A 22676-nucleotide genomic window follows, 5' to 3' on the forward strand; every position below is an offset into this window, starting at 1 on the left:
AACGCAAGCCGTGCCTAGACTGGCGCCGCCAATCCGGGCGTCATTGCTCCCCTAACGAGAGAGACACAAGCATGCAGCCGATCCGCTTTTTGATTCCTTCCCGCACGGCTGCCATCGGCGCCGTCAGTGCGTTGCTGCTCTCGGCTTGCGGTGGTGGCGGGGGCCTCGTACCAGAGGAAACCCGTGTGCAAGACACCCGCACCAGTTTTGCCGTGGCCACCGCCAGCCTGCCTTTCGCGGCCATGGATGGCACCACGGTGCAGACCGACCGCTGGAGCGGCACAAATGCCGGCGCGGGCTACCGTGTAGAGGTTCCGAAGAACTGGAACGGTATCCTGGTGATGTACGCCCATGGCTATGCGGGTGAAGGCAATGCGCTGACCGTGTCCAACCCGGCCTTCCGGCGCTACCTGATCGAAAACGGCTACGCCTGGGCGGCATCCAGCTACACCAAGAATTTTTATGACGTGCGCGTGGGCGTGGAAGACACGAATGCGCTGGCCAATGCGTTTGTGGCGATTGCCGCCGCCAACGGCCGTGTGCTGTCAGAGCCTGCCCGCACCTATGTCACCGGTGTCTCGATGGGCGGCCACATCGCCGCCGCCGCCATCGAGGACGAGGCGCAGCAAACGGCGGTCCACAAGCGGCGCTACCAGGGCGCCCTGCCGATGTGCGCCGTGCTGGGCGATCTGTCGCTGTACAACTACTTCGGTGCCTACCAGTTGGCGGCGCAGAAGCTGGCCGGTGTGCCCGCCGTCGCCGCACCCACCACCGACTGGGCCGCGCTCGCTCCGCGCGTGCGCGACGCCATGTTCGGCAGCCACACATCGTTTGCACCGGTGACGCCGCAAGGACAGAAGCTCAAAGACATCGTCATGAACCTGACCGGCGGGCCGCGGCCGATCTTCGACCAGGGCTTTGCCAATGCTCCGCTGCAAAACACCGTGTGGGGCACCTTCGGACGCGACGGCACCCTCAACGGCATCCTGAACAAGCAGGGAATCGACACCACCGGTACGGTCTACCGGTTCAACGCCAGCTCGGCAGAGGTGGCAGACTTCAACGCCACCATCGCGAAGTGGGTGCCGGCACCCGACGCCAACCGCCTGCGCACCGATGGCCTGCGCTGGGTGCCACAGGTCAATGGCCAGTTCCGCATCCCGGTGGTCACCCTGCATACGCTGGGCGACATGTACGTGCCCTTCCACATGGAGCAGGTCTACCGCGACCGCGTCGAGGCCAACGGCAATGGCCAGTGGCTGGTGCAGCGCGCCATTCGCGCGCCCAGCCACTGCGATTTCACCGTGGCCGAGCAGTCCGAAGCATTCAAGGCGATGGCCGATTGGGTTGAGAAAGGCACCAAGCCCGCGGGCGACGACGTGAAAACGCCCGCCACCGTCGCTGACCCACGTTATGGCTGCACCTATACCCGCAATGCAGGTGGGCGCGACGACAGTGCTGCAACCGTGGCGACCCGCGCAACCTTGCCCGGGTGCAGCGGCAGCTGATCTGGCGTCGACTCGAATGCAGGGCTAAACCCCGTGGGGCGGACCTTCTGGCATCGCCTCGCATGCGTCCCCTCTGCCGCTCAACCAGCCCAAGGGCAACTCTCCTTCGCTCCCTAAGCGGGACTGCGCCGACAGGAATCGCGGGTGTTTCAGGTCAGTGTCTACCAAGGTGCGTAGGCTCCTTCGGCTCGGCGCAGAAAGCGAGTCTCGTCTGGGTGGTCGGTGTAGCGGCGAAGCAGTGACGTCCCTGTTGAACGACCAGTCGGGCCCGCCGTCCAGAATTTGGTCCTGGAAGGATGCCGAACCGGTCGTACACGCGGGTCTGGATCGCCTTGTTCATTGACAACACAGGTGTTGCGCTTCAGGTTCGAATCCGCCCGGTGACCACGGCGTGACTCCTGATTTCCTGGTAGAGATCCATTGGCGATTCTCTGGTGGTTGCTGACTCATGCCAACCCCTGTACGGGCAGCGGTGCTGCCAGTGGTTGGCCTGACGCTCTGTGACTCTGGCCGCATTCATCGCAACGATTGACATGCGTCAATGCCCCCAAGGGGTATCCGGAAGAAACTTTCCGTGCAATCAAAGAGGTGCACGATGGAATCTCCAAAAACCGCTGCCGCGCATTACGACGACACCGTCGTGCGGCAGTTTTCGATCATGGCCGTGGTGTGGGGGGTGGTGGGCATGCTGGTCGGCGTCTTCATCGCCGCCCAGCTGGCCTGGCCGGAACTCAACTTCGGCATTCCCTGGCTCAGCTACGGCCGTCTGCGGCCGCTGCACACCAACGCGGTGATTTTCGCCTTCGGCGGCTGCGCGCTGTTCGCCACCAGCTACTACGTGGCGCAGCGCACCTGCCAGGTGCGCCTGTTCGCGGGGCCGCTGGCGTCGTTCACGTTCTGGGGCTGGCAGCTCGTCATCGTGGCGGCGGCCATCAGCCTGCCGCTGGGCTACACCACCGGCAAGGAATACGCCGAGCTGGAATGGCCCATCGACATCCTGATCACGCTGGTGTGGGTGTCGTACGCCATCGTGTTCTTCGGCACCATCGGCCGCCGCAAGGTGCGCCACATCTACGTGGCCAACTGGTTCTTCGGCGCGTTCATCCTGGCGGTGGCGCTGCTGCACCTGGTCAACAGCGCCGAAGTGCCTGCCGGCTGGATGAAGAGCTACTCGGCCTATGCCGGCGTGCAGGACGCGATGGTGCAGTGGTGGTACGGCCACAACGCGGTGGGCTTCTTCCTCACCGCGGGCTTCCTCGGGATGATGTATTACTTCATCCCCAAGCAGGCCGGCCGCCCGGTGTACAGCTACCGCCTGTCGATCGTGCACTTCTGGGCGCTGATCTTCACCTACATGTGGGCGGGCCCCCACCACCTGCACTACACCGCGCTGCCGGACTGGACGCAATCGGTGGGCATGGTGTTCTCGCTGATCCTGCTGGCCCCCAGCTGGGGCGGGATGATCAACGGCGTGATGACGCTGTCGGGCGCCTGGCACAAGCTGCGCGACGACCCCATCCTGCGCTTCCTGATCGTGTCGCTGTCGTTCTACGGCATGGCCACGTTCGAGGGCCCGATGATGTCCATCAAGACCGTCAACGCGCTCAGCCACTACACCGACTGGACCGTCGGCCACGTGCATGCCGGCGCCCTGGGCTGGGTGGGCTTGATCACCATGGGTTCGCTGTACTACCTGATCCCGCGCCTGTTCGGCCGGGAAAAGATGCACTCGGTGCGCGCCATCGAACTGCACTTCTGGATGTCCACCATCGGCATCGTGCTGTACATCGCCGCGATGTGGATCGCCGGCGTCATGCAGGGCCTGATGTGGCGCGCGATCAATCCCGACGGCACGCTGACCTATACCTTTGTCGAAAGCGTGAAGGCCACCTATCCGTTCTACGTGGTCCGCTTCGCCGGCGGCCTGCTGTACCTGGGCGGCATGCTGGTGATGGCCTGGAACGTGTGGGCCACCGCCATCTCGGGCCGCTCGGTCAAGGTGTCGATCCCCGCCGTGAACACGGCCCATGCCTGAGCCCCGAGGAGCGCATTCCATGTCCGAACACAACCCCAAATCGGCCGGCTTCTCGCACGAGAAGATCGAAACCAACAACTTCCTGATGATCGTGCTGATCGTGCTGGTGGTCGCCATCGGCGGCCTGGCCGAGATCGTGCCGCTGTTCTTCCAGAAGTCCACCACCGAGCCCGTGACGGGCGTGCAGCCCTACACCGCGGTGCAGCTGCTGGGCCGTGACATCTACCTGCGCGAGGGTTGCTACAACTGCCACTCGCAGATGATCCGCCCCTTCCGCGCCGAGACGCTGCGCTACGGCCACTACTCGGTGGCCGGCGAGTTCGTGTACGACCACCCCTTCCAGTGGGGCAGCAAGCGCACCGGCCCCGACCTGCACCGCGTGGGTGGCAAGTACAGCGACGAGTGGCACCGCATCCACCTGAACAACCCGCGCGACGTGGTGCCCGAATCCAACATGCCCGCCTACAGCTGGCTGGAGAAGACGCCCGTCGATCCCGCCGTGGCCGCGCCGCGCATGAAGGCGCTGCGCACGGTGGGCGTGCCCTACACCGACGAGCAGATCGCCGCCGCGTCCGAGGAGGTCAAGGGCAAGACCGAGATGGACGTGCTCGTGGCCTACCTGCAGGTCATGGGCCGCGCCCTCAAGTAACGAACCCCAAGGAGCTGGTCATGGACATCACCACTGTGCGCATCGTCGCCACGCTGGCATCGCTGGCGTGCTTCCTCGGCATCCTGGTCTGGGCGTTCTCGCGCCGCAACCGGGCCCGGTTCGAGGAGGCCGCGCGCCTGCCCTTCGAGCAAGACTGATCCGCAAAAAACAATGAGAACGACATGAGTGACTTCACCCACAATTTCTGGTCGGTGTACGTGGCGGGGCTGACCGTGGTCGGCATCCTGGGCTGCCTGCTGCTGCTCTGGATCACGGCCCGCAAGAAGGTCGCGCCCAGCACCGACAACACCACGGGCCACGTCTGGGACGAGGACCTGCGGGAGATGGACAACCCCATGCCGCGCTGGTGGATGTGGCTGTTCGTGCTCACCATCGTCTTCGGCTTCGGCTACCTGGCCGTCTATCCGGGCCTGGGCCGCTTCGCCGGCCAGTTCGGCTGGACGCAGGCCGGCGAGTACGAGGCCGAGATGGCCAAGGCGCGCACCGAGCTTGCGCCGCTGTACGCCCGGTTCACCGCGATGAAGACCGAGGACATGGCCGCCAACCCCGAGGCCATGGCCATCGGCGAGCGCCTGTTCATGAACAACTGCGCGCAGTGCCACGGCTCGGACGCACGGGGCAGCAAGGGCTTTCCCAACCTGTCCGACAACGACTGGCTGCACGGCGGCGCGCCGGAGAACATCCGCGAGACGCTGGAGAAGGGCCGCATGGGCACCATGCCGCCCATGGCCGCAGCCGTGGGTTCGCCGGAGGACATCCGCAACCTCGCGCACTATGTGCTGAGCCTGTCGGGCAGCCCGCACGATTCGCTGCGCGCCTCGCTGGGCAAGTCCAAGTTCACCGCCTGCGCGGCCTGCCACGGCATGGACGGCAAGGGCAATACGGCCCTGGGCGCGCCCAACCTGACCGACGACGTCTGGCTGCACGGCTGGGGCGAGGCGGCCATCACCGCCATGGTCAACCACGGCAAGGTCAACGTGATGCCGGCCCAGGCCGACAAGCTGACCGAGGCCCAGATCGGCGTGCTCACCGCCTACGTGTGGGGCCTGTCCCACCGCGCGAACGCGGTGCGCTGACGGCGCCGATGCCACCAGGGAACGCGATCCGGGCCTTTCCCGCGGCGCGCCCTGGCCGGCGGCGCAGCCGCTGACGCGTCCCCTTGCCGGCCCACCCTTTCGAGAACTGCCATGAAGCCACCCAGCGGGCCTGCCCGCAAGGTCATTCCCATCACCCCGGTCGCGCCTGGCGCCGCCGATGCGGCCGCCGAGATGGTGTCGCTGTACGAGGCGCAAAAGAAGATCTACCCGCGCTCCATCCGCGGCCTGTTCGCCCGCTGGCGCTGGGCCATGGTGGCCCTCACGCAGCTCGTTTTCTATGCGCTGCCCTGGCTGCAGTGGGGCGAGCGGCAGATGGTGCTGTTCGACCTGGGGGCGCGGCGCTTTTACCTGTTCGGGCTGGTGCTGTACCCGCAGGACTTCATCTACCTCACGGGCCTGCTCATCGTCAGCGCGATGTCGCTGTTCCTGTTCACCGCGGTGGCGGGGCGCCTGTGGTGCGGCTTCGCCTGTCCGCAGACGGTGTACACCGAGATCTTCATGTGGATCGAGCACCGGGTGGAGGGCGACCGCAGCGCCCGCCTGCGCCTGGATGCCGGGGGCTGGACCTTCGAGAAGGTGCGCAAGAAAGCGCTCAAGCAGTTCCTCTGGATCGCGGTGGCGCTGTGGACGGGCTTCACCTTCGTGGGCTACTTCGTGCCCATCCGCCAACTGTCGGGCGAGCTCCTGGCGATGCAGGGCGGCTGGCAGATCTTCTGGGTGCTGTTCTACGGCTTTGCCACCTACGGCAATGCCGGCTTCATGCGCGAGCAGGTGTGCAAGTACATGTGCCCCTATGCCCGGTTCCAGAGCGCCATGTTCGACCGCGACACGCTGATCGTCACCTACGACGACGCGCGCGGCGAGCCGCGCGGCCCCCGAACCAAGACGGTGGATTACAAGGCCCGGGGCCTGGGCGACTGCATCGACTGCACGCTGTGCGTGCAGGTGTGCCCGGTGGGTATCGACATCCGCAACGGCCTGCAATACGAGTGCATCGGCTGCGGGCTGTGCGTGGACGCCTGCAACACCGTGATGGACAAGATGCACTACCCGCGGGGGCTGATCCGCTTTTCCACGCAGAACGGCGTGGCGGCCCGCTGGGGCCGGGCGCAGATGCTGCGCCGCGTGCTGCGCCCCCGCGTGCTGATTTACACCGCGGTGCTGGTGGCGCTGTGCGTGGGGCTGCTGTCCAGCCTGGTGCTGCGCACGCCGCTCAAGGTGGACGTGGTGCGCGACCGCGCCGCGCTCTCGCGCATCGTGGCCGGCGGGCAGTTGGAGAACATCTATCGCCTGCAGATCATGAATGCCACCGAGTCCGGCCAGCGCTACCGCATCGGTGCAAGCGGGCTGCAGGGGCTGCGCGTGGCGTCCGACGCCGAGGTGGAGATCGGCGCGGCCGAGTCCCGCTGGGTGGCCGTGCGCCTGCAGATCCCTTACGGCTCCGCGCCGCCCGGATCGCATGCCGTGCAGTTCGACGTGCAGGCGCTGGGCTCGGGCGGCCATGTCGCCGAGAAGTCGGTCTTCCTGGTGCCGCGATGAGCGCCGCCGGCCCCACCATTTCCGTTGCAGGCGCCAGGCCCCCGGCCCGGCCGCCTTTCTGTTCCTGTCAGGAGTGAACACCATGCCATCCCCTATCGCCGCCGCACCGGCTCCCTTTCCTTCGGCCGCTCCCTGGTGGAAGTTCGGCTTCGTCTGGATGGTCATTGCCGGGCCGGCCATCGTGGTCGTGGCGGGCTTCACCACGCTGTGGGTGGCGGTCGTGCGCCCCGACCCGGTGGTGGCCGAGGACTACTACCGCCAGGGCATCGAGATCAACAAGACGCTGCAGGGCGCGCCGAACAGCCTGGCCCCGGCCATGAAGGCGCGCAACCATGCGGCCACCCCCGTGCAGGACCAGCCGCGCTGAAGGCGGCCTGTCCGCACCACCCCCCCGAAACGAGGAGACAAGCGCAATGTGGACCCAACGCCTCATGTGGATTGCATGGCCCGCCTTCCTGATGGCGGGCGTGCTGGAAATGCTGGTCTTTGCCCTGGTGGACCCACAGGACATGCACTGGTTCGGACAGCCGCTGGCGCTCTCGCGCGAGGGGGTCTACACCATCGCCTTCTTCGCTTTCTGGCTGGTGACGATGGCGTCGAGCGCGCTCACCACGCTGCTGGCCATGTCGCCGTTCGAGCTGAACCGCTGCCCCGTGCCCGTGACTGACCGGCCCGCGGACTGCGCGCGCCACCACCCGGGCGCATGAAATGCCAGCGCCGGTGCCGGAGGCCGGCCGCTCAGTGGCAGTTCTGCGAGTTCACGATGCGCTTGAGCGCCGCGGTCTCCAGGATGCGCACGTGGCGCTGCTTGACCTCGACGATGCCGTCCTCGACGAACTTCGAGAAGGTGCGGCTCACCGTCTCCAGCTTGAGCCCGAGGTAGCTGCCGATTTCCTCGCGCGTCATGCGCAGCACGAGTTCGGACTGCGAGAAGCCCCGGGCATGCAGGCGCTGCACCAGGTTGAGCAGGAAGGCCGCCAGGCGCTCTTCCGCCCGCATGCTGCCCAGGAGCAGCATCACGCCGTGCTCGCGCACGATCTCGCGGCTCATGATCTTGTGCACGTGGTGCTGCAGCGCCGTGACCTCGCGCGACAGTTCCTCGATGCGGTCAAAGGGCATGACGCAGACCTCGGCGTCTTCCAGCGCGACGGCGTCGCAGGTGTGGTGGTCGCTGACGATGCCGTCCAGGCCGATGATCTCGCCGGCCATCTGAAAGCCCGTGACCTGGTCGCGGCCGTCTTCGGTGGCCACGCAGGTCTTGAAGAAGCCGGTGCGGATGGCGAAGAGCGAGCTGAAGGGCTCGCCATTGCGAAACAGGGTGGCCCCCCGCTTGACCTTGCGGCGCACGGCCACGATGTCGTCGATCCGCTGCAGTTGCTGATCGTTCAGGCCCAGCGGCATGCACAGCTCGCGAAGGTTGCAGTTCGAGCATGCCACTTTGATGGTTTGCGGATTCATGGGAAAAGGCCTTTGTGGTGAGGGGAGGGCGGGCGGCCGGCAGGGTGGTAGAGCCCGGGCGAACGCCGGGCACCTGTCATGGATCAATTGTGGCAGCGTGCGCCTGCAGAACCCTTGACCCAGGTCAAGGGTTTCCCCCGGGGCCTGCGGCACATTGGGCAGGCACAAGGAAATCCCATGATCGCTGTCACCCCTGAACTCCTGCGCCGCTTCGACGTGCCCGGCCCCCGCTACACCTCCTACCCGACCGCCGACCGGTTCGTGGAGGCCTTCGGACAGGACGACTACGTTCTCGCGCTGCAGCAGCGCCGCCTGGGGTCGGCCGCCAAGGCACTGCCCTTGTCGCTGTATGTGCACATTCCCTTTTGCGAGTCGCTGTGCTACTACTGCGCCTGCAACAAGATCATCACCCGCCACCCCGAGCGGGCCGAGGTGTACCTGCGCTATCTCAGCCGCGAGATCGACCTGCACACGGCCCAGTGCGGCGTGGGCCAGGTGGTGAGCCAGCTGCACCTGGGCGGGGGGAGCCCGACGTTCCTGTCGGATGACGGCCTGCGGTCGCTGATGGCCATGCTCCAGCGCAGCTTCACGCTTGCGCCCGGCGGCGAGTATTCGATCGAGATCGATCCGCGCACGGTGGACGCGGGCCGGCTGGCGCTGCTGGCGGAGCTGGGCTTCAACCGCCTGAGCTTCGGCGTGCAGGACTTCGACCCCGAAGTGCAGAAGGCCGTGCACCGCATCCAGCCGGCCAGCCAGGTCTTCGACCTGGTGGCCAGCGCGCGTGCGCTGGGCTTCGAGTCCATCAACGTGGACCTGATCTACGGCCTGCCGCGGCAGACGCCCGAGTCCTTCGAGCGCACGCTCGAGCAGGTGGGCCAGTTACGGCCAGACCGCATCGCGCTGTATGCGTATGCCCACCTGCCCGAGCGCTTCAAGCCGCAGCGCCGTATCGTGCCGGCCGACCTGCCGCTGGCGGCGTCGAAGGTGGCCATGCTGTCGCAATCGCTGCGGTCGTTTCAGGACGCCGGCTACGTCTATGTGGGCATGGACCACTTCGCGCTGCCGGGCGACGCGCTGGCCGTGGCCAAGCGCCAGGGCCGGCTGCACCGCAACTTCCAGGGCTACAGCACCCAGCCCGATTGCGACCTGCTCGGCCTTGGCGTGTCGGCCATCGGCCGCGTGGGCGCCACCTACAGCCAGAACGCCAAGACGCTGGACGAGTACTACGACTTCATCAACCAGGGGCGCCTGCCGGTCGTGCGGGGCCTGGCGCTCACGCGCGACGACCTCGTGCGCCGCTCCGTCATCATGGCGCTGATGTGCCAGGGCGAGGTGCTGTTCGAGCCGGTGGAGCAGGCGTGGCTCATCGATTTCCGGCAGCACTTCGCCACCGAACTGCAGGCACTGGAGGACCTGCAGGCGCAGGGCCTGGTCGTGCTCGGCAAGGAAGGCATCGAGGTCACGGCCATGGGCTGGTTCTTCGTGCGCGGCGTGGCCATGCTGTTCGACCGCTACCTGCAGGCCGACCGCAACCGAGCGCGCTTTTCCCGCATCATCTGAGCCGCAAGGACGCCGCCATGCCCGACACCCTGGTCTGGACCGCGTTGGCCATGGGGCTGGCGGGCGGCCCGCATTGCCTGGCGATGTGCGCGGCGCCCTGCGGGGCGCTGGTGCGCGCTGGCGGCCCGGGCCACGTCACGGCGGAAAACGCAGGGGCGCAGCCGGTGCGGTGGGCGGGCCGTGGCGTGGCTTTGCCGGCGGGGCGCGTGTGGGCACGGCCCTTCGCTTTCCATCTGGGCCGGCTGGCCGGGTACGCCCTGGCGGGCGCGATGGTGGCCTGGGCCATGGACCGCCTGGCCTGGCTGACCCAGCAGGCGGCTGCGCTGCGGCCGGCCTGGACGCTGCTGCACGTCGCCGTGCTCGCCTGGGCCGTGCTGCTGGTGTTCCAGGCGCGTCAGCCGGCCTGGGTGGACCATGCGGGCCGGATGCTGTGGCAGCGCGTCGCCCCCTGGGTGCGCTCGCCCGGCGGCCTGTTCTCCACGGGCCTGGCCTGGGCCTGCATGCCCTGCGGCCTGCTGTATTCCGCGCTGCTGCTCGCGGCCTTGACCGGAAACCCCTGGCGCGGGGCGCTGGCCATGGTCTGCTTCGGCGTGGGCGGCACGGCCTGGCTGGTGGCCGGCCAGTGGCTATGGCAGCGGCTGCGGGGCAGTGGTGCGGCGGGGGAGGCGCGGGGCGGGTGGGGCGTGCGGCTGTCCGGCCTGCTGCTGTTCGGCATTGCCGCCTGGGGGCTGTGGATGGACGTCTTCCACCGCCAGGCCGAGCCCTGGTGCCTCTAGCCAAACCCTTCGAACAGGGGGTTAACAACGGCTATCGTGGTCGGGGTTCGTGAAGTTTTTGACATTTGATTCGGGGGTGTATTAACTGGTGATAATGGTTACCAATACCCCGGCGTCCCCGTGGCGCCTTCCGGCGCCCCCCGAAAGTGACTAATCCCCTTCTCATCGATGTCGGCCGGCTGCGTGTAGGCATGTACATTCAGCTCGATCTGGGCTGGATGAATCACCCTTTTCCGGTCAGCAGTTTCCGCATCGCCTCGCCGGAGCAGATCAGTACCCTCGCCGCCCTGGGCCTGTCCCAGGTGCGGTGGATTCCTTCCAAAAGCGATCCGTCGGTGCAGGGCCTGTTGCCGCCCGGCCATCCTTCCGCCCCCGATCCCGTGACCGAAGCCGCCCGGGCGCCCGTGGAGACAGGGCCTTCGATCGCCCAGGCCTCCATGGCGGAGTTCCGCGAGCGCATCAAGGCGCAGAGCCGCTCCCTGGCCGCCTGCGACGAGCGCTTCGCGCGCGCCACGCGGGTGTACGAGCGCCTGGCCACCAGCGCCGAGCAGGATCCTTCGGAGGCGCGCGCCTCCACCAACGCGCTGGTGTCCAGCTGCGTGGATGAACTGCTCGACCAGGGCGACTCCGCCATCCGCCTGCTCTCCGAGCGGGTGGGCACGCGCGCGGCGCTGCATTCGGTCAACGTGATGGTGCTGTCGCTGCTGCTGGGCAAGGCCCTGGGCCTGCTGGGCGACGATCTGCAGCCCCTGGGCGCGGCCGCGTTGCTGCACGACCTGGGCAAGATCACCCTGCCGCCCCATGTGGCCCAACCCCATTCCGCGCTGGGCCCGGCCGACCAGGCCCTGTACGAGGCGCATGTCGGCGAATCGGTGGTGCTGGCAGAGCGCATGGGCCTGGGCACCGCCGTCATCGAGGCCATCGCGCATCACCATGAAATGGCCGATGGCACGGGCTTTCCGCTCCAGCTCAAGGGGGCCGACATCTCCCGCGGAGGGCAGGTGCTGGCCCTGGTCAACTACTACGACCGGCTGTGCAACCCGCTGCGGGGCGCCAATGCGCTGACGCCGCACGAGGCGCTGTCGGTGATCTTCGCGCAGCACAAGCACCGTTTCGATGCGGTGGTCCTGCGGGCCTTCATCCGCATGATGGGCGTGTACCCGCCGGGCTCGATCGTGCAGCTCGTGGACGACCGCTACGCCATCGTCACGGCCGTGAACTCCGCCCGCCCGTTGCGGCCCAAGGTGATCGTGCACGAGTCCGGCGTCTCCAAGGACGATGCCCTGGTGATCGACCTGGAAGACCAGCCGGCGCTGGGCATCCGCCGCAGCCTGCGGCCCGCGCAACTGCCGCGCGATGCGCTCGACTACCTGTCGCCCCGCAAGAGGATCTGCTACTACTTCGAACGGGCCGTCGACGCCGCGCCGACCGGGGCCCGGACGTGATCCGCGGTCCGCAAGGCAGCGTGTGGCGCGCCGTGTTCGACGGCTTGCTGGAGGCCGTGTGGCTGGTGGAGCCAGAGGGGCTCACGGTGCGCTTCGCCAATCAGAGCGCGGCCGCGCTGCTCGGGCGCTCCCCCGAAACCATGGAAGGCGCGGACGCCGTCGAACTGCTGGCCTGTACGCCGGAAGACCTGTACTTCTGGGCGCAGGACCGTGATGCGCTGATGCGCGGCATCCAGTCGCATTCCGGCCTGCTCGGGGGCGACGGCCAGTTCATTCCGGTGGACCGGCGCGTGTCGCGCGTGGATTCGCCCGCGGGCGAGGCACTGCTGCTGGTGACCATGATCGATCGCCGCGAGCAGGCCTCGACCGAGCGCGAGCTGGAAATCCTGCTGTCCGAATTGCGCGCCACGCTCGACTCCGCGGCCGATGGGATTCTGGTGTGCGACATGGGCGGGCGCATGCGGGCCTTCAACCAGCGGTTGGCGCAGCTGTGGGACATGCCCGAGAACCTCCTCGTGCAGCGCAACGACGCCGCCGTGGTGGCCCACATGCAGCAGCAGGTGGCCGATGCCGATGCCTACCGGGCGCGGCTGTCGTCCATCGCGCTGGAGCCGGGCCGCGACACCACCGACATCCTGCACCTGCGCAACGGCACCATCATCGAGCGCCGCTCGGTGCCGCAGCTGAGCCAGGGTCGGCCCGTCGGCCGGGTGTTCTCGTTCCGCGACGTGACGCTCAACGCCGAGGCGCAGGCCAGCCTGCGGCTGGCCGCGCGGGTGTTCGATTCCAGCCTGGACGCCATCTTCATCGCTGACGACCGGCACCAGATCGTGCGCATGAACCCGAGCTGCGAGCGGCTGATCGGCGCGCCCGCGGTCGCCTTGCAGGGCGTGCCCGCGGTCTCGCTCTTCGGAGCCGAGGGCGCGCAGCCCGGCTGGATGGAACACGTCCTGGCGGCGTGGGAGCGCGACGGCTTCTGGGAGGGCGAGCTGCGCCTGCCCGAGGGCGGCGCGAACGGGGCCGCGCGACGGGCCTGCGCGGTGCACCTGTCGTGGGTGGTGCTGCGCAGCGAGACGGGCAATGCGCTGCAGAGCATCGGCTTCATGCGCGATCTCACGCAACAGCACGCGGCCCGCACGCGCATCGAGGAACTGGCCTACAGCGATGTGCTCACCGGCCTGCCCAATCGGCTGCGCCTGTCGCGCCGCGTGGGCGAAGCCATCGACGCGATCCAGCAGGGACCGCGCCCGGACGCCGGCACCTTCGCCATCCTGTTCGTGGACCTGGACCGTTTCAAGATCATCAACGACTCCCTGGGCCACCTGTTCGGCGACCGCGTGCTGCAGATCGTGGCCAAGCGCCTGCAGGGCTGCCTGCGCCAGAGCGACATGCTGTGCCGCCTGGGCGGCGACGAGTTCGTGGTGTACCTGCACGGGGGCGATGCCGCGATCGCCGAAGGCGTGGCGCGCCGCATGCTCGAGGACATGCTGCGGCCCTTCATGCTCGACGGCATGGGGTTTTCCATCCAGTGCAGCATCGGGGTGGCGCTGTACCCGCAGGACGGCGAGACGCTGGACGACCTCATCAAGCAGGCCGACACCGCCATGTACCGCGTGAAGGAGCGTGGCCGTGGAAGCTACGGCTTCTACCAGCCGCAGATGAATGCCGACCTGCTGTCGCGCATGAAGCTCGAACACGCCATGCGCCAGGCCCTGGGGCAGCAGCGCATGGTGGTCCACTACCAGCCGCAGGTCGCCATGGCGACCGGCAGCGTGGTGGGCGCCGAGGCGCTGCTGCGCTGGACCGATCCGGAGCTGGGGCCCATTTCGCCGGGCGTTTTCATTCCGCTGGCCGAAGAGTCCGGCTACATCATCACGCTGGGTTCATGGGTCATGGAGCAGGCCGTGCAGGAGGCTACGCGCTGGATGCGCTCGGGCTCGCCGCTCGTGATGGCCGTCAACGTATCGGCGCTGGAGTTTCGCCAGCCCGATTTCGTCGATCGGCTCACGCAGCTCTTGCTCAAGCACGGGCTGCCGGCCTCATTGCTCGAACTGGAGCTGACCGAAACCATCCTGCTGCAGGACGCGCAGGAGATGGAGCAGCGCCTGCAGGCGCTCGCCGAGCTGGGCATCGGCCTGGCCATCGACGATTTCGGCACGGGCTATTCCAGCCTGGCCTATCTGAAGAAGCTGGCGATCCACAAGCTCAAGATCGACCAGTCATTCGTGCGGGGCCTGCCGGACGACGACGGCGACCGCGCGATCATCAATGCCATCGTGCACATGGGGCGCGCGCTGCACATCGAAGTGGTGGCGGAGGGCGTGGAAACCCAGCAGCAGCGCATGGCGCTGGAGCAGATGGACTGCCGTTATTTCCAGGGGTATCTGTGCGCCCCGGCGATGCCGGCCGAAGCCTTCAGAAGCCTGCTGGCGAGCCGCCAGAGCTATTCGTGGGGATTGTCGACGCCGGCGTGAAGACCGCCGGGCCGTGGGAGAAACAGGTGTCTGCGAATGCCACCGGACCGGCATCCTGAACCGGGGGTTCAGGTGGGCGAGGGCAGCCAGGCGTTGGGTTCATCTGACGCGAGATGATCACGCTCACCGGGCAATGTACCAAGCCCGTGCTCAATGAGCATTGGTTCAAGGAAATATAAAGCCCGGCAGCACCGCAGACGCCTCCATTGTAGGCGCTGCATCCACGGCGCGCGAGCGGCCGTTGCGTAACGTTTCTTAAAGAAGGCGGCCGTCGTCGCCGAGCGCATCGTCCAGGCGGCGCAGCAGCAATTGCATCTGGCCGGACGGGTCGCCCGCCAGCGAGGCGTGAGAGGCGTGCGATGACGCCAAGCCATCGGCGGATTGCGGACCGGCGGCCGGGACCAGCGGTGCGGGCTCCGTCGGGGCTGCGGCCTGGGCCTGGGCCGCCGAGGCCAGGTCGGCCTCTTCGCGGTCGGCGATCTCGAAGGCCAGGTTGAGCGCCGCCAGCACGGCGATGCGCTCACGGGCCCGCACCTTGCCGGCATCGCGGATGCGCGTCATCGCGGTGTCCACGCGTTCCACGGCCTGCAGCAGGCGCGATTCGTGGCCCTCGGGGCAGCCCAGCAGGTAGCTCTGCTGCATGATCTGGACTTCGATCTGCTTCATTCGGCGTCCTTCGAGGGGGGCGTCGCGGGCAGGCTCTCCAGCAGCGCGTCCACACGGGCGCGGGCGGTGTTGAGCCGGGATTTGAGCGAGTCTCGCTCCTGGGTGAGATGGACCACCTGGGCGGTCAGCAAGGCATTGGCGCGTTGCAGTTCCGCATGGCGCAACAGCAGCCGCTCCACGCGTTCGGCGATCTGGTCGATGGGAGAGGATGGATCCATACAGCCGCGATTGTAGGGTTGGCGCCACCACCCGCCCATTCAGCGGCGTTTACAGGCTGCAACACCCGTAAAATCCGCGGGTTGGTGCTCGCAGCATGGTTCGCATGCTGCAGTTCAACGGGAAGCAGGAAGGTTGCGTTCGCCAGAGCGCGCCGTGCCTGCGCTGCCCCCGCAACGGTCAGCGGACGAGTCGGCCCTTTTTTCTTCGACTCACTCTCCAGCCATGAGCCACTGGACGCCTTGAACAAGCGCCTGGGAAGGCGCTGGAGGGCGCTCCGCCAGCCCGGATACCGGCCAACAACGTGGCCGCGCTTGGGACCGCCATGGTCCCGAAGGCGCGGCTGTTTCGCCCAATGCCGGCGGGGAAGCCGGCGCGGGGATGTTTGCCAGTCTGTCTGTTTCCATGAAAAAGCCCTTGTTCCCCGCGCGCGCCGCTGCCATTGCCGCCGCCGTACCTTCCCCTGCCTCGCCCCTGCGGCCTGCCGCCCTGGCCGTGTCCCTGGCCCTCGCGTTCGCCGCCGCACCCGCCGCGCAGGCGCAGGATGCCCCCGTGCTGTTGGCGCAGAACCAGCGCGTGCCCTCCCTGGGCGAGACCGTGGTAGCCGCCACGCGCACGCCCCAGCCGCTGGCCGACCTAGTGGCCGACGTGTCCGTGCTGGACCGCGAGGCCATCGAGAACAGCGGCGCGACCGGCCTGGCCGACGTGCTGGCCCGCCTGCCCGGCGTCGAGATGGTCCGCAACGGCGGCCCGGGCAGCGCCACCAGCCTGTACCTGCGCGGCGCCGAGACGCGCTTCACGGCGGTATACATCGACGGCGTGCGCATGGATTCGCAGTCCACCGGCGGCGCGCCGTGGGAGGCCATTCCGCTGGCCGTCATCGACCGCATCGAGGTGCTGCGCGGCCCGGCCGGCGCGGTGTACGGCTCGGACGCCATCGGCGGCGTGGTGCAGATCTTCACGCGCCGGGGCGAGGCCGGCACCGCTCCCTACGTGGGCGTCGGCGTGGGCAGCCAGGGCACCTACAAGGCCGAGGCCGGCGTGAGCGGCGCCACCGGCGCGGTGGACTATGCGGTGGGCCTGGCGCGCGAGACGAGCCAGGGCTTCAACGCCCGCACCGTCGCCACGCAGAACCCCGACAAGGACGGCTATCGACGCACGTCCGGCAACGCCCGGGTGGGCCTGCAGATCGATGCAGTCCACCGCCTGGAAGGCACGCTGGTGGCCAGCGAGATGAACTCGGGCTACGACACCCTGCCGCTGGGCAACGACGACCGCAACCTGCACCGCATGCACGCCCTCGGCCTGAACTGGGCCGCGAAGTGGAGCCCGCAGTACACCACCCGCGTGTCGGTCACCGACTCGCGCGACCGCTACGAGACGCGGCCTTCCGTGTACCTCACCGACACGCGCCTGCGCGGCTACCTGTTCCAGAACGAATGGCGCCAGGGCCCGCACCTGGTGACGGCGGCCCTGGAGCGCCGTGAGGACCATCTGGAGAACGCGCCCATCGACCGCAAGCGTTCGCAGGACGCGCTCGCGCTGGGCTACGGTTTCAATGCCGGCGGCCACACGCTGCAGTTCAACGTGCGCCACGACTCCGACAGCGAGTTCGGCGGCCAGAACACCGGCAGCGCCGCTTACGGCTATGCCATCACGCCGCAGTGGCGCGCCACTGCGTCCGTGGGCACCTCGTTCCGCGCGCCCACGCTGTACCAGCGCTTCAGCGAATACGGCCTGGCATCGCTCAAGCCGGAAGAGGGCCGCAATGCCGAGGTGGGCCTGCGCTGGGCCGAGGGCGCCGGCACCTTCTCGGCCGTGGCCTACCGCAACCGCGTGAAGAACCTCATCGTGTTCGGCGGGGCGGGCGGCTGCCAGTCCAACTTCGGCTGCTATGCCAGCGCCGCGCGCGCCAAGTACGACGGCGTAACGCTGTCAGGCTCGTACAAGGTGGCTGGCGTACAGTTGCGCGGATCGGTGGATTTCCAGAACCCGCGCGACGAAGACACGGGCCGGCTGCTGGCGCGGCGCTCCAAGCGCCACGGCACGCTGGGGGCCGACACCCAGGTCGCCGGCTGGACGCTGGGCACCGAAGTGCAGGCCTCGGGCCGGCGCTTCGACACCGCGGCCAACACCACGGTGCTGGGCGGCTACACGCTCGTCAACCTGTATGCCAGCACGCGCATCGCACGCGACGTGACGCTGCTGGCGCGCGTGGACAACCTGGCCGACAAGGATTACCAGCTGGCCCGCACCTACGCCACGGCGGGGCGCACGTTCTATGCGGGCCTCAAATGGGCGCCGCAATGACCGCGGCGCAGCCAGCGATGAAGAACCCATGAGGGCGAGGGGAGAAGAAGCAGCGCGAGAAGAAGAAGCGGCTGGCATGGCGGGCAGCGTGGGCTGTCCCGCCATCGCCATCGCCGCACCCGCGTCCGGCCAGGGCAAGACCACCGTGACGGCGGCGCTTGCGCGGATGCACGCGCGCCAGGGGCGCCGGGTGCGGGTCTTCAAGTGCGGCCCCGATTTCCTCGACCCCTGCTGGCACCAACTGGCCAGCGGGGCCCCGGTGCACCAGATCGACCTGTGGATGACCGGCGAGGCCGACATCGCGCAGCGCCTGCATGCCGCCGCGCGCGAGGCCGACCTGATCCTCATCGAAGGCGTGATGGGCCTGTTCGACGGCGCCCCCAGCCTGGCCGATCTGGCGCAGCGCTTCGGGCTGCCGGTGCTGGCGGTGGTCGATGCGTCGGCCATGGGCGCCACGCTGGGGGCCGTGGTGCACGGCCTGCGGCACTACCGCGCGGGCCTGCCATGGGCCGGCGTGCTGGCCAACCGCGTCGCCACCGAACGCCATGCCGACCTGCTGCGCGCAGGTCTCAACGATCCCGCGGACTGGCTGGGCGCGCTGCCGCGCGTGCAACTGGATGCCCAGGACGGTGCGACCAAGCCTTCCGCCTCCGTGCGGGCGCGGGCTGGCCTGCTGCCCGAGCGGCACCTGGGCCTGGTGGCCGCGCACGAGCTGGCCGATGGCCTGGCGCGGCTGGACGCCGCGGCCGATGCGCTGGCGGCCACGCCGCTGGGCCGCCTGCAACCGCACGAACTGCAGCGCTGGGCCGTGCGCTTTGCCGCGCCCGAGCGGCCCGAGCCCGTGCCGCCGCTGCTGGAGGGCCGCACGGTGGCGGTGGCGGACGATGCGGCGTTCTGCTTCATCTACCGCGCCAACCTGGACACGCTGGCGGCGCTGGGCGCGCGGGTGGTGCGGTTTTCGCCGCTGGCCGATGCCGCGCTGCCGCCGTGCGATGCGCTCTGGCTGCCCGGCGGCTACCCCGAACTGCATGCCGACCGCATCGCCGGCCACACCGGCATGCAGGCCAGCCTGCGGGCGCACGTGCAGGCCGGCCGCGCGGTGTGGGCAGAATGCGGCGGCATGATGGCGCTGTTCGAATCGATCACCCTGGCCGACGGCCAGCACCGGCCCCTGTGGGGGCTGCTGCCGGGCCGCGTGGCCATGCAAAAGCGGCTGGCAGCCCTCGGGCCGCAGCAACTGGACGTGGACGGCCACGTGCTGCGCGGCCACACCTTCCACTACTCCACCTGCGAAAGCCCGGCCCCGGTGCGGGGGCGCACCGAGCGGCCCGCGCACGCGGGGCCGCCCGGCCCGGGCGAGGCGCTGTACCGCCATGGCAGCATCCACGCGAGCTACTTCCACGCCTGGTTTCCGTCGAGCCCGCGCGCGGTGGCGGCCCTGCTGGGCGCCGGCCCGGATGCGCCACGGGGGGCGGCATGAGCGGCCCCGGCCCCATCGCCGCCAGCGAGCTGATCCTGGGCGGCCAAAAGAGCGGCAAGTCGCGCCGCGCCGAGCTGCTGGCGCGCCAGTGGCTGGCCGATTCGCCCACGCACCGCGCGCTGCTGATCGCCACCGGTCAGCCCTGGGACGACGAGATGCGCGAACGCATCGCGCGCCACCAGCGCGACCGCGCCGAGCGCGTGCCCGGCCTGCGCACGCTGGAAGAGCCGCTCGATCTGGCCCGCGCCATCGCCCGCCACGGCAGCGCCGACACGCTGATCGTGGTGGACTGCCTCACGCTCTGGCTCACCAACTGGCTCATGCCGGCCCCGGCCCCAGCGCCGGTCTCGGAGGGGACGGAATCAAATCAGCCTCCAGCGCATGATTGGCTAGGGCAGTGCGCTATGTTTTTAGGAGCAATCGGCCAGTCCCCCGGCCCGGTGGTGCTGGTGGGCAACGAGATCGGCCTGGGCGTGATTCCCATGGGCCGCGAGGTGCGCGCCTTTGTCGATGCACTGGGGAGCCTGAATCAGCGCGTGGCCGAGGCCTGCCAGCGCGTCACCCTGGTCGCGGCGGGCCTGCCGCTCACGTTGAAGGACACGCCATGACGCACCGCTTCTTGCAACGCCTGCGCTGCCATGCCGCTCGCCGGTGGCCCGTGGGGCTGGCGCTCGCGGCCCTCGTCTTCACGGCGGGTGTCACGGCCGCGCAGGGCTTCGAGGTGACCGATGCGCGCGGGCGCACCGTCGTATTCGCCCAGCCGCCGCAGCGCATCGTGAGCCTGCTGCCCTCGCTGACGGAGAGCGTGTGTGAGCTGCAGCAATGCCAGCGCTTGGTGGGCGTGGACCGCTATTCCAACTGGCCCGAAGCCGTGCAGCGCCTGCCGCAACTGGGCGGCGGCATCGATCCGAACATCGAGGCCATCGTCGCCCTGCAGCCCGACGTGGTGCTGCTGGCCACCAGCTCGCGCGCCAGCGACCGGCTGGAGGCATTGGGCCTGAAGGTGGTGGCGCTGGAGCCCAAGACCCATGCCGACGTGCGTCGCGTGCTCGCCACGCTGGGCCAGCTGCTCGGCGTGCCGCAGGAGCAGGGGGCCGACCGGCTGTGGCGCGTGATCGACGCCGGCGTGCAGGCCGCCACGCAGTCGCTGCCGGCCCGCGCGCGCGGGGCCCGCGTGTATTTCGAGGTGAGCCGGGGGCCGTATGCGGCGGGCACGGCCTCGTTCATCGGCGAGACGCTGGCGCGCCTGGGCGCGCGCAACGTGGTGCCGCCCGAGCTGGGCCCGTTCCCGCGGCTGAACCCCGAGTTCGTCGTGCGAGCGCGGCCCGACGTGATGATGGTGGGCAACCGCAGCATGCAGTCCATGGCGATGTACCCGGGCTGGAACAGCCTGAAAGCCGTGCGCGAGCAGCGCGTGTGCCTGTTCGGCCCCGACGAGGCCGACGTGGTGGTGCGCCCCGGCCCGCGCATGGCCGAGGCCGCGCGCATCATGGCGCGCTGCCTGGCGGACAAGGCGCCATGAGCGTGCCCCCGGACGGCGCACCCGCCATGCCATCGTCATCGCCAATGCCATCGCAGCCCGTGCCGGCGGCCTCGCATGCCGCGCAGCCCGGCCCCGGCCCGCGCCGCGCCGCGTGGCTGGGCGCCTGCCTGCTGGTCGCCAGCGCGCTGCTGCTGGTCGTCGGCGCCTGCGTGGGCAGCACGGGATTCGACAGCCTGCTGCGCATGGGCCAGGACCCGGTGGCCTGGCAGATCGTGTGGGAGATCCGCCTGCCGCGCACGCTGGGCGCGTGGTTGGCCGGCGCGCTGCTGGGGCTGGCGGGCGCTGTGGCGCAGGGCCTGTTCCGCAACCCGCTGGCCGATCCGTACCTGCTGGGCTCGGCCTCGGGCGCGGCGCTGGGCGGCGCGCTGGCGATGGTCGTGTTCGGCGTCTCGCCCATGGCGGCGCAGTGGCTGGCGCGGCTGGGCGTCACCGGCATGGCGTTTCTCGGCGCGGCCGGCGCCGTGGCCCTGACCCTGGTGCTGGCGCGCGGGGTGCAGCACACGCTGCGCCTGCTGCTGGCCGGGGTGATCGTGGGCGTGGTGCTGGGCGCGCTGCGCGACCTGGTGGAACTGGCCTCGCCGGACATCCTGCAGGCCATGCAGGCCTTCACGCTGGGCAGCACCAGCTTCGTCGGCTGGGTGGCCTGCGCGCTCATGGCCGGGGCGTGGGCGCTGTGCGGCATCGCCGCGTGGACCCTGTCGCGCGCGCTCGACGGCCTGACGTTGGGCGAGGCCACAGCCGCCAGCCTGGGCCTGCCGCTGGCGCCCATGCGCGCGGGGCTGGTGGCGGCCATGGCGCTGGCCACCGGCACGGCCGTGGCGCAGACCGGCCTGATCGCCTTCGTGGGGCTGGCCGCGCCGCACCTGGTGCGCTCCATCGTCAAGGTCACGCACCAGCGGCACATCGTGCTGTCCAGCCTGATGGGCGCGGCGCTGCTGCTGGCGGCCGACATCCTGGCGCGCTGGATCCTGGCGCCGCAGGAGCTGCCCGTGGGCGTGCTCACCGCGGCGCTGGGCGGCACCTACCTGCTGTGGCTGATGCACCGGCGCTCGATGCAAGGCCATTCGCTATGAAAAGCATAGCAATCGAGGCAATCAACATCGCGGCACACATCGGAAATGCCCCGGTATTGAACGGCGTGGACCTGGCCGTGCCCGCCGGCCGCTGGACCAGCGTGGTCGGCCCCAACGGCGCCGGCAAGTCCACCTTGCTCAAGGTGCTGGCGGGCCTGCTGCGCGGCGCGGCGGTGTCGGGCCGGGTCGAACTGCTGGGCCGGCCCCTGGCCGCCATGCCGGCCCGCGAGCGCGCCTGCCGGCTGGCCTGGCTGGGGCAGAACGAGGCCTCGGCGGACGACCTCACGGCCTACGACGTCGCCATGCTCGGGCGCCTGCCGCACCAGCGCTGGATGGCCCCGGCCAGCGCCGCCGACCATGCGGCGGTGGAGCAGGCCCTGCGCACCACGCAGGCCTGGGACTGGCGCCACCGGCCGCTCGGGCAACTGTCGGGCGGGGAGCGCCAGCGGGTGCTGCTGGCGCGCGCGCTGGCCGTGCAGGCCGAGGTGCTGTTGATGGACGAACCCCTGGCCAACCTCGATCCGCCGCACCAGGCCGACTGGCTGCACGCCATGCGCGCGCTGGCGGCGGGCGGCGGCACGGTGGTGAGCGTGCTGCACGAGGTGTCGCTCGCGCTGCAGGCCGACGACATGGCCATCATGGACCGCGGCCGCATCGTGCACCATGGCGCCTGCGCCGATCCGGCCACCCACGCCGCGCTGCAGGCCGTGTTCGACCAGCGCATCCAGGTGCAGCAGGTGGCGGGCCTGTGGGTGTCGCTGCCGCGCATCGACTAGGGCCGGCCAACCTCCCGGCCACCGCTTTCGCCCCTTTTTTTTCGAACGAC

General features: G+C 69.3%; 21 protein-coding genes, 1 other RNA gene and 1 riboswitch. Of the genes, 18 read left to right on the top strand and 4 right to left on the bottom strand.

Going from position 1 to position 22676, the window contains the following annotated elements; all coding sequences use genetic code 11:
* The first annotated feature begins 71 nt into the window (after positions 1–71).
* From AVMA1855_RS04815 to AVMA1855_RS04850, 8 genes are all read left to right on the top strand, one after another.
* Positions 72–1508 (top strand): alpha/beta hydrolase, encoded by a 1437-nt coding sequence (locus AVMA1855_RS04815; RefSeq protein WP_284424815.1) that lies wholly within the window; start codon positions 72–74, stop codon positions 1506–1508.
* A 595-nt stretch (positions 1509–2103) separates the two neighbouring features.
* Positions 2104–3543: a cytochrome-c oxidase, cbb3-type subunit I gene (gene ccoN / locus AVMA1855_RS04820; protein ID WP_284424816.1), complete on the top strand. Its 1440-nt coding sequence runs from the start codon at positions 2104–2106 to the stop codon at positions 3541–3543.
* A 19-nt stretch (positions 3544–3562) separates the two neighbouring features.
* Entirely contained in the window at positions 3563–4192 is a 630-nt protein-coding gene (gene ccoO, locus AVMA1855_RS04825) for a cytochrome-c oxidase, cbb3-type subunit II (RefSeq protein WP_272548311.1), read from the top strand.
* 20 nt (positions 4193–4212) lie between these two features.
* Entirely contained in the window at positions 4213–4350 is a 138-nt protein-coding gene (locus tag AVMA1855_RS04830; protein WP_272548310.1) for a cbb3-type cytochrome oxidase subunit 3, read from the top strand.
* A gap of 24 nt (positions 4351–4374) precedes the next feature.
* Entirely contained in the window at positions 4375–5289 is a 915-nt protein-coding gene (ccoP, locus tag AVMA1855_RS04835; protein ID WP_284424817.1) for a cytochrome-c oxidase, cbb3-type subunit III, read from the top strand.
* A gap of 111 nt (positions 5290–5400) precedes the next feature.
* Positions 5401–6849, top strand: coding sequence for a cytochrome c oxidase accessory protein CcoG (ccoG, locus tag AVMA1855_RS04840; protein ID WP_284424818.1), 1449 nt, complete (start codon positions 5401–5403; stop codon positions 6847–6849).
* A gap of 82 nt (positions 6850–6931) precedes the next feature.
* Positions 6932–7216, top strand: a complete 285-nt coding sequence (locus AVMA1855_RS04845) for a FixH family protein (protein ID WP_284424819.1) — start codon at positions 6932–6934, stop codon at positions 7214–7216.
* A 46-nt stretch (positions 7217–7262) separates the two neighbouring features.
* The gene (locus AVMA1855_RS04850) at positions 7263–7556 is read left to right on the top strand and encodes a hypothetical protein (RefSeq protein ID WP_272548306.1); all 294 of its coding nucleotides are present in this window, start codon (positions 7263–7265) and stop codon (positions 7554–7556) included.
* Positions 7557–7587: 31 nt separating this feature from the next.
* Here AVMA1855_RS04850 and fnr read toward each other — a convergent pair whose 3' ends face one another.
* Complete coding sequence (gene fnr / locus AVMA1855_RS04855) at positions 7588–8307, bottom strand: fumarate/nitrate reduction transcriptional regulator Fnr (protein WP_272564148.1); 720 nt, start codon at positions 8305–8307, stop codon at positions 7588–7590.
* 177 nt (positions 8308–8484) lie between these two features.
* On the opposite strand from fnr, the gene hemN reads away from it, so the two are divergent.
* The 4 genes from hemN (at position 8485) to AVMA1855_RS04875 (ending at position 14562) form a co-directional block, all read left to right on the top strand.
* A complete protein-coding gene (gene hemN / locus AVMA1855_RS04860; RefSeq protein WP_284424820.1) occupies positions 8485–9867 on the top strand; it encodes an oxygen-independent coproporphyrinogen III oxidase in 1383 nt (460 codons plus the stop codon).
* Between the two features lie 17 nt (positions 9868–9884).
* Positions 9885–10643, top strand: coding sequence for a sulfite exporter TauE/SafE family protein (locus tag AVMA1855_RS04865; RefSeq protein ID WP_284424821.1), 759 nt, complete (start codon positions 9885–9887; stop codon positions 10641–10643).
* 146 nt (positions 10644–10789) lie between these two features.
* Complete coding sequence (locus AVMA1855_RS04870) at positions 10790–12088, top strand: cyclic di-GMP phosphodiesterase (protein WP_284424822.1); 1299 nt, start codon at positions 10790–10792, stop codon at positions 12086–12088.
* Positions 12085–14562, top strand: a complete 2478-nt coding sequence (locus AVMA1855_RS04875; RefSeq protein WP_284424823.1) for a sensor domain-containing protein — start codon at positions 12085–12087, stop codon at positions 14560–14562. The genes AVMA1855_RS04870 and AVMA1855_RS04875 overlap by 4 nt, the downstream gene beginning before the upstream one ends.
* A gap of 23 nt (positions 14563–14585) precedes the next feature.
* On the opposite strand, the gene ssrS is transcribed toward AVMA1855_RS04875, so the two are convergent.
* From ssrS to AVMA1855_RS04885, 3 genes are all read right to left on the bottom strand, one after another.
* Positions 14586–14765: non-coding RNA, 6S RNA (gene ssrS, locus AVMA1855_RS26705), on the bottom strand.
* Between the two features lie 52 nt (positions 14766–14817).
* Entirely contained in the window at positions 14818–15228 is a 411-nt protein-coding gene (locus AVMA1855_RS04880; RefSeq protein ID WP_284424824.1) for a cell division protein ZapA, read from the bottom strand.
* Positions 15225–15446, bottom strand: a complete 222-nt coding sequence (locus AVMA1855_RS04885) for a DUF904 domain-containing protein (protein ID WP_272548299.1) — start codon at positions 15444–15446, stop codon at positions 15225–15227. The genes AVMA1855_RS04880 and AVMA1855_RS04885 overlap by 4 nt, the downstream gene beginning before the upstream one ends.
* A 66-nt stretch (positions 15447–15512) precedes the next feature.
* Positions 15513–15759: riboswitch (cobalamin riboswitch) on the top strand.
* 90 nt (positions 15760–15849) lie between these two features.
* On the opposite strand from AVMA1855_RS04885, the gene AVMA1855_RS04890 reads away from it, so the two are divergent.
* From AVMA1855_RS04890 to AVMA1855_RS04915, 6 genes are all read left to right on the top strand, one after another.
* Entirely contained in the window at positions 15850–17754 is a 1905-nt protein-coding gene (locus AVMA1855_RS04890; RefSeq protein WP_284424825.1) for a TonB-dependent receptor domain-containing protein, read from the top strand.
* A 76-nt stretch (positions 17755–17830) separates the two neighbouring features.
* Positions 17831–19234 (top strand): cobyrinic acid a,c-diamide synthase CobB, encoded by a 1404-nt coding sequence (locus AVMA1855_RS04895; protein WP_284424826.1) that lies wholly within the window; start codon positions 17831–17833, stop codon positions 19232–19234.
* Positions 19231–19842 carry a bifunctional adenosylcobinamide kinase/adenosylcobinamide-phosphate guanylyltransferase gene (locus AVMA1855_RS04900; RefSeq protein WP_284424827.1) on the top strand — a complete coding sequence of 204 codons (612 nt, stop codon included), beginning with the start codon at positions 19231–19233 and terminating at the stop codon, positions 19840–19842. Before AVMA1855_RS04895 ends, AVMA1855_RS04900 begins: the two co-directional genes overlap by 4 nt.
* Positions 19839–20756, top strand: a complete 918-nt coding sequence (locus AVMA1855_RS04905) for an ABC transporter substrate-binding protein (protein ID WP_284424828.1) — start codon at positions 19839–19841, stop codon at positions 20754–20756. The genes AVMA1855_RS04900 and AVMA1855_RS04905 overlap by 4 nt, the downstream gene beginning before the upstream one ends.
* A 44-nt stretch (positions 20757–20800) precedes the next feature.
* Entirely contained in the window at positions 20801–21850 is a 1050-nt protein-coding gene (locus AVMA1855_RS04910) for a FecCD family ABC transporter permease (RefSeq protein WP_272569754.1), read from the top strand.
* Entirely contained in the window at positions 21847–22626 is a 780-nt protein-coding gene (locus tag AVMA1855_RS04915) for an ABC transporter ATP-binding protein (protein ID WP_284399267.1), read from the top strand. The genes AVMA1855_RS04910 and AVMA1855_RS04915 overlap by 4 nt, the downstream gene beginning before the upstream one ends.
* Positions 22627–22676 lie beyond the last annotated feature (50 nt).

It is taken from the genome of Acidovorax sp. SUPP1855, assembly GCF_030158955.1.
Classification (GTDB): domain Bacteria; phylum Pseudomonadota; class Gammaproteobacteria; order Burkholderiales; family Burkholderiaceae_C; genus Paracidovorax.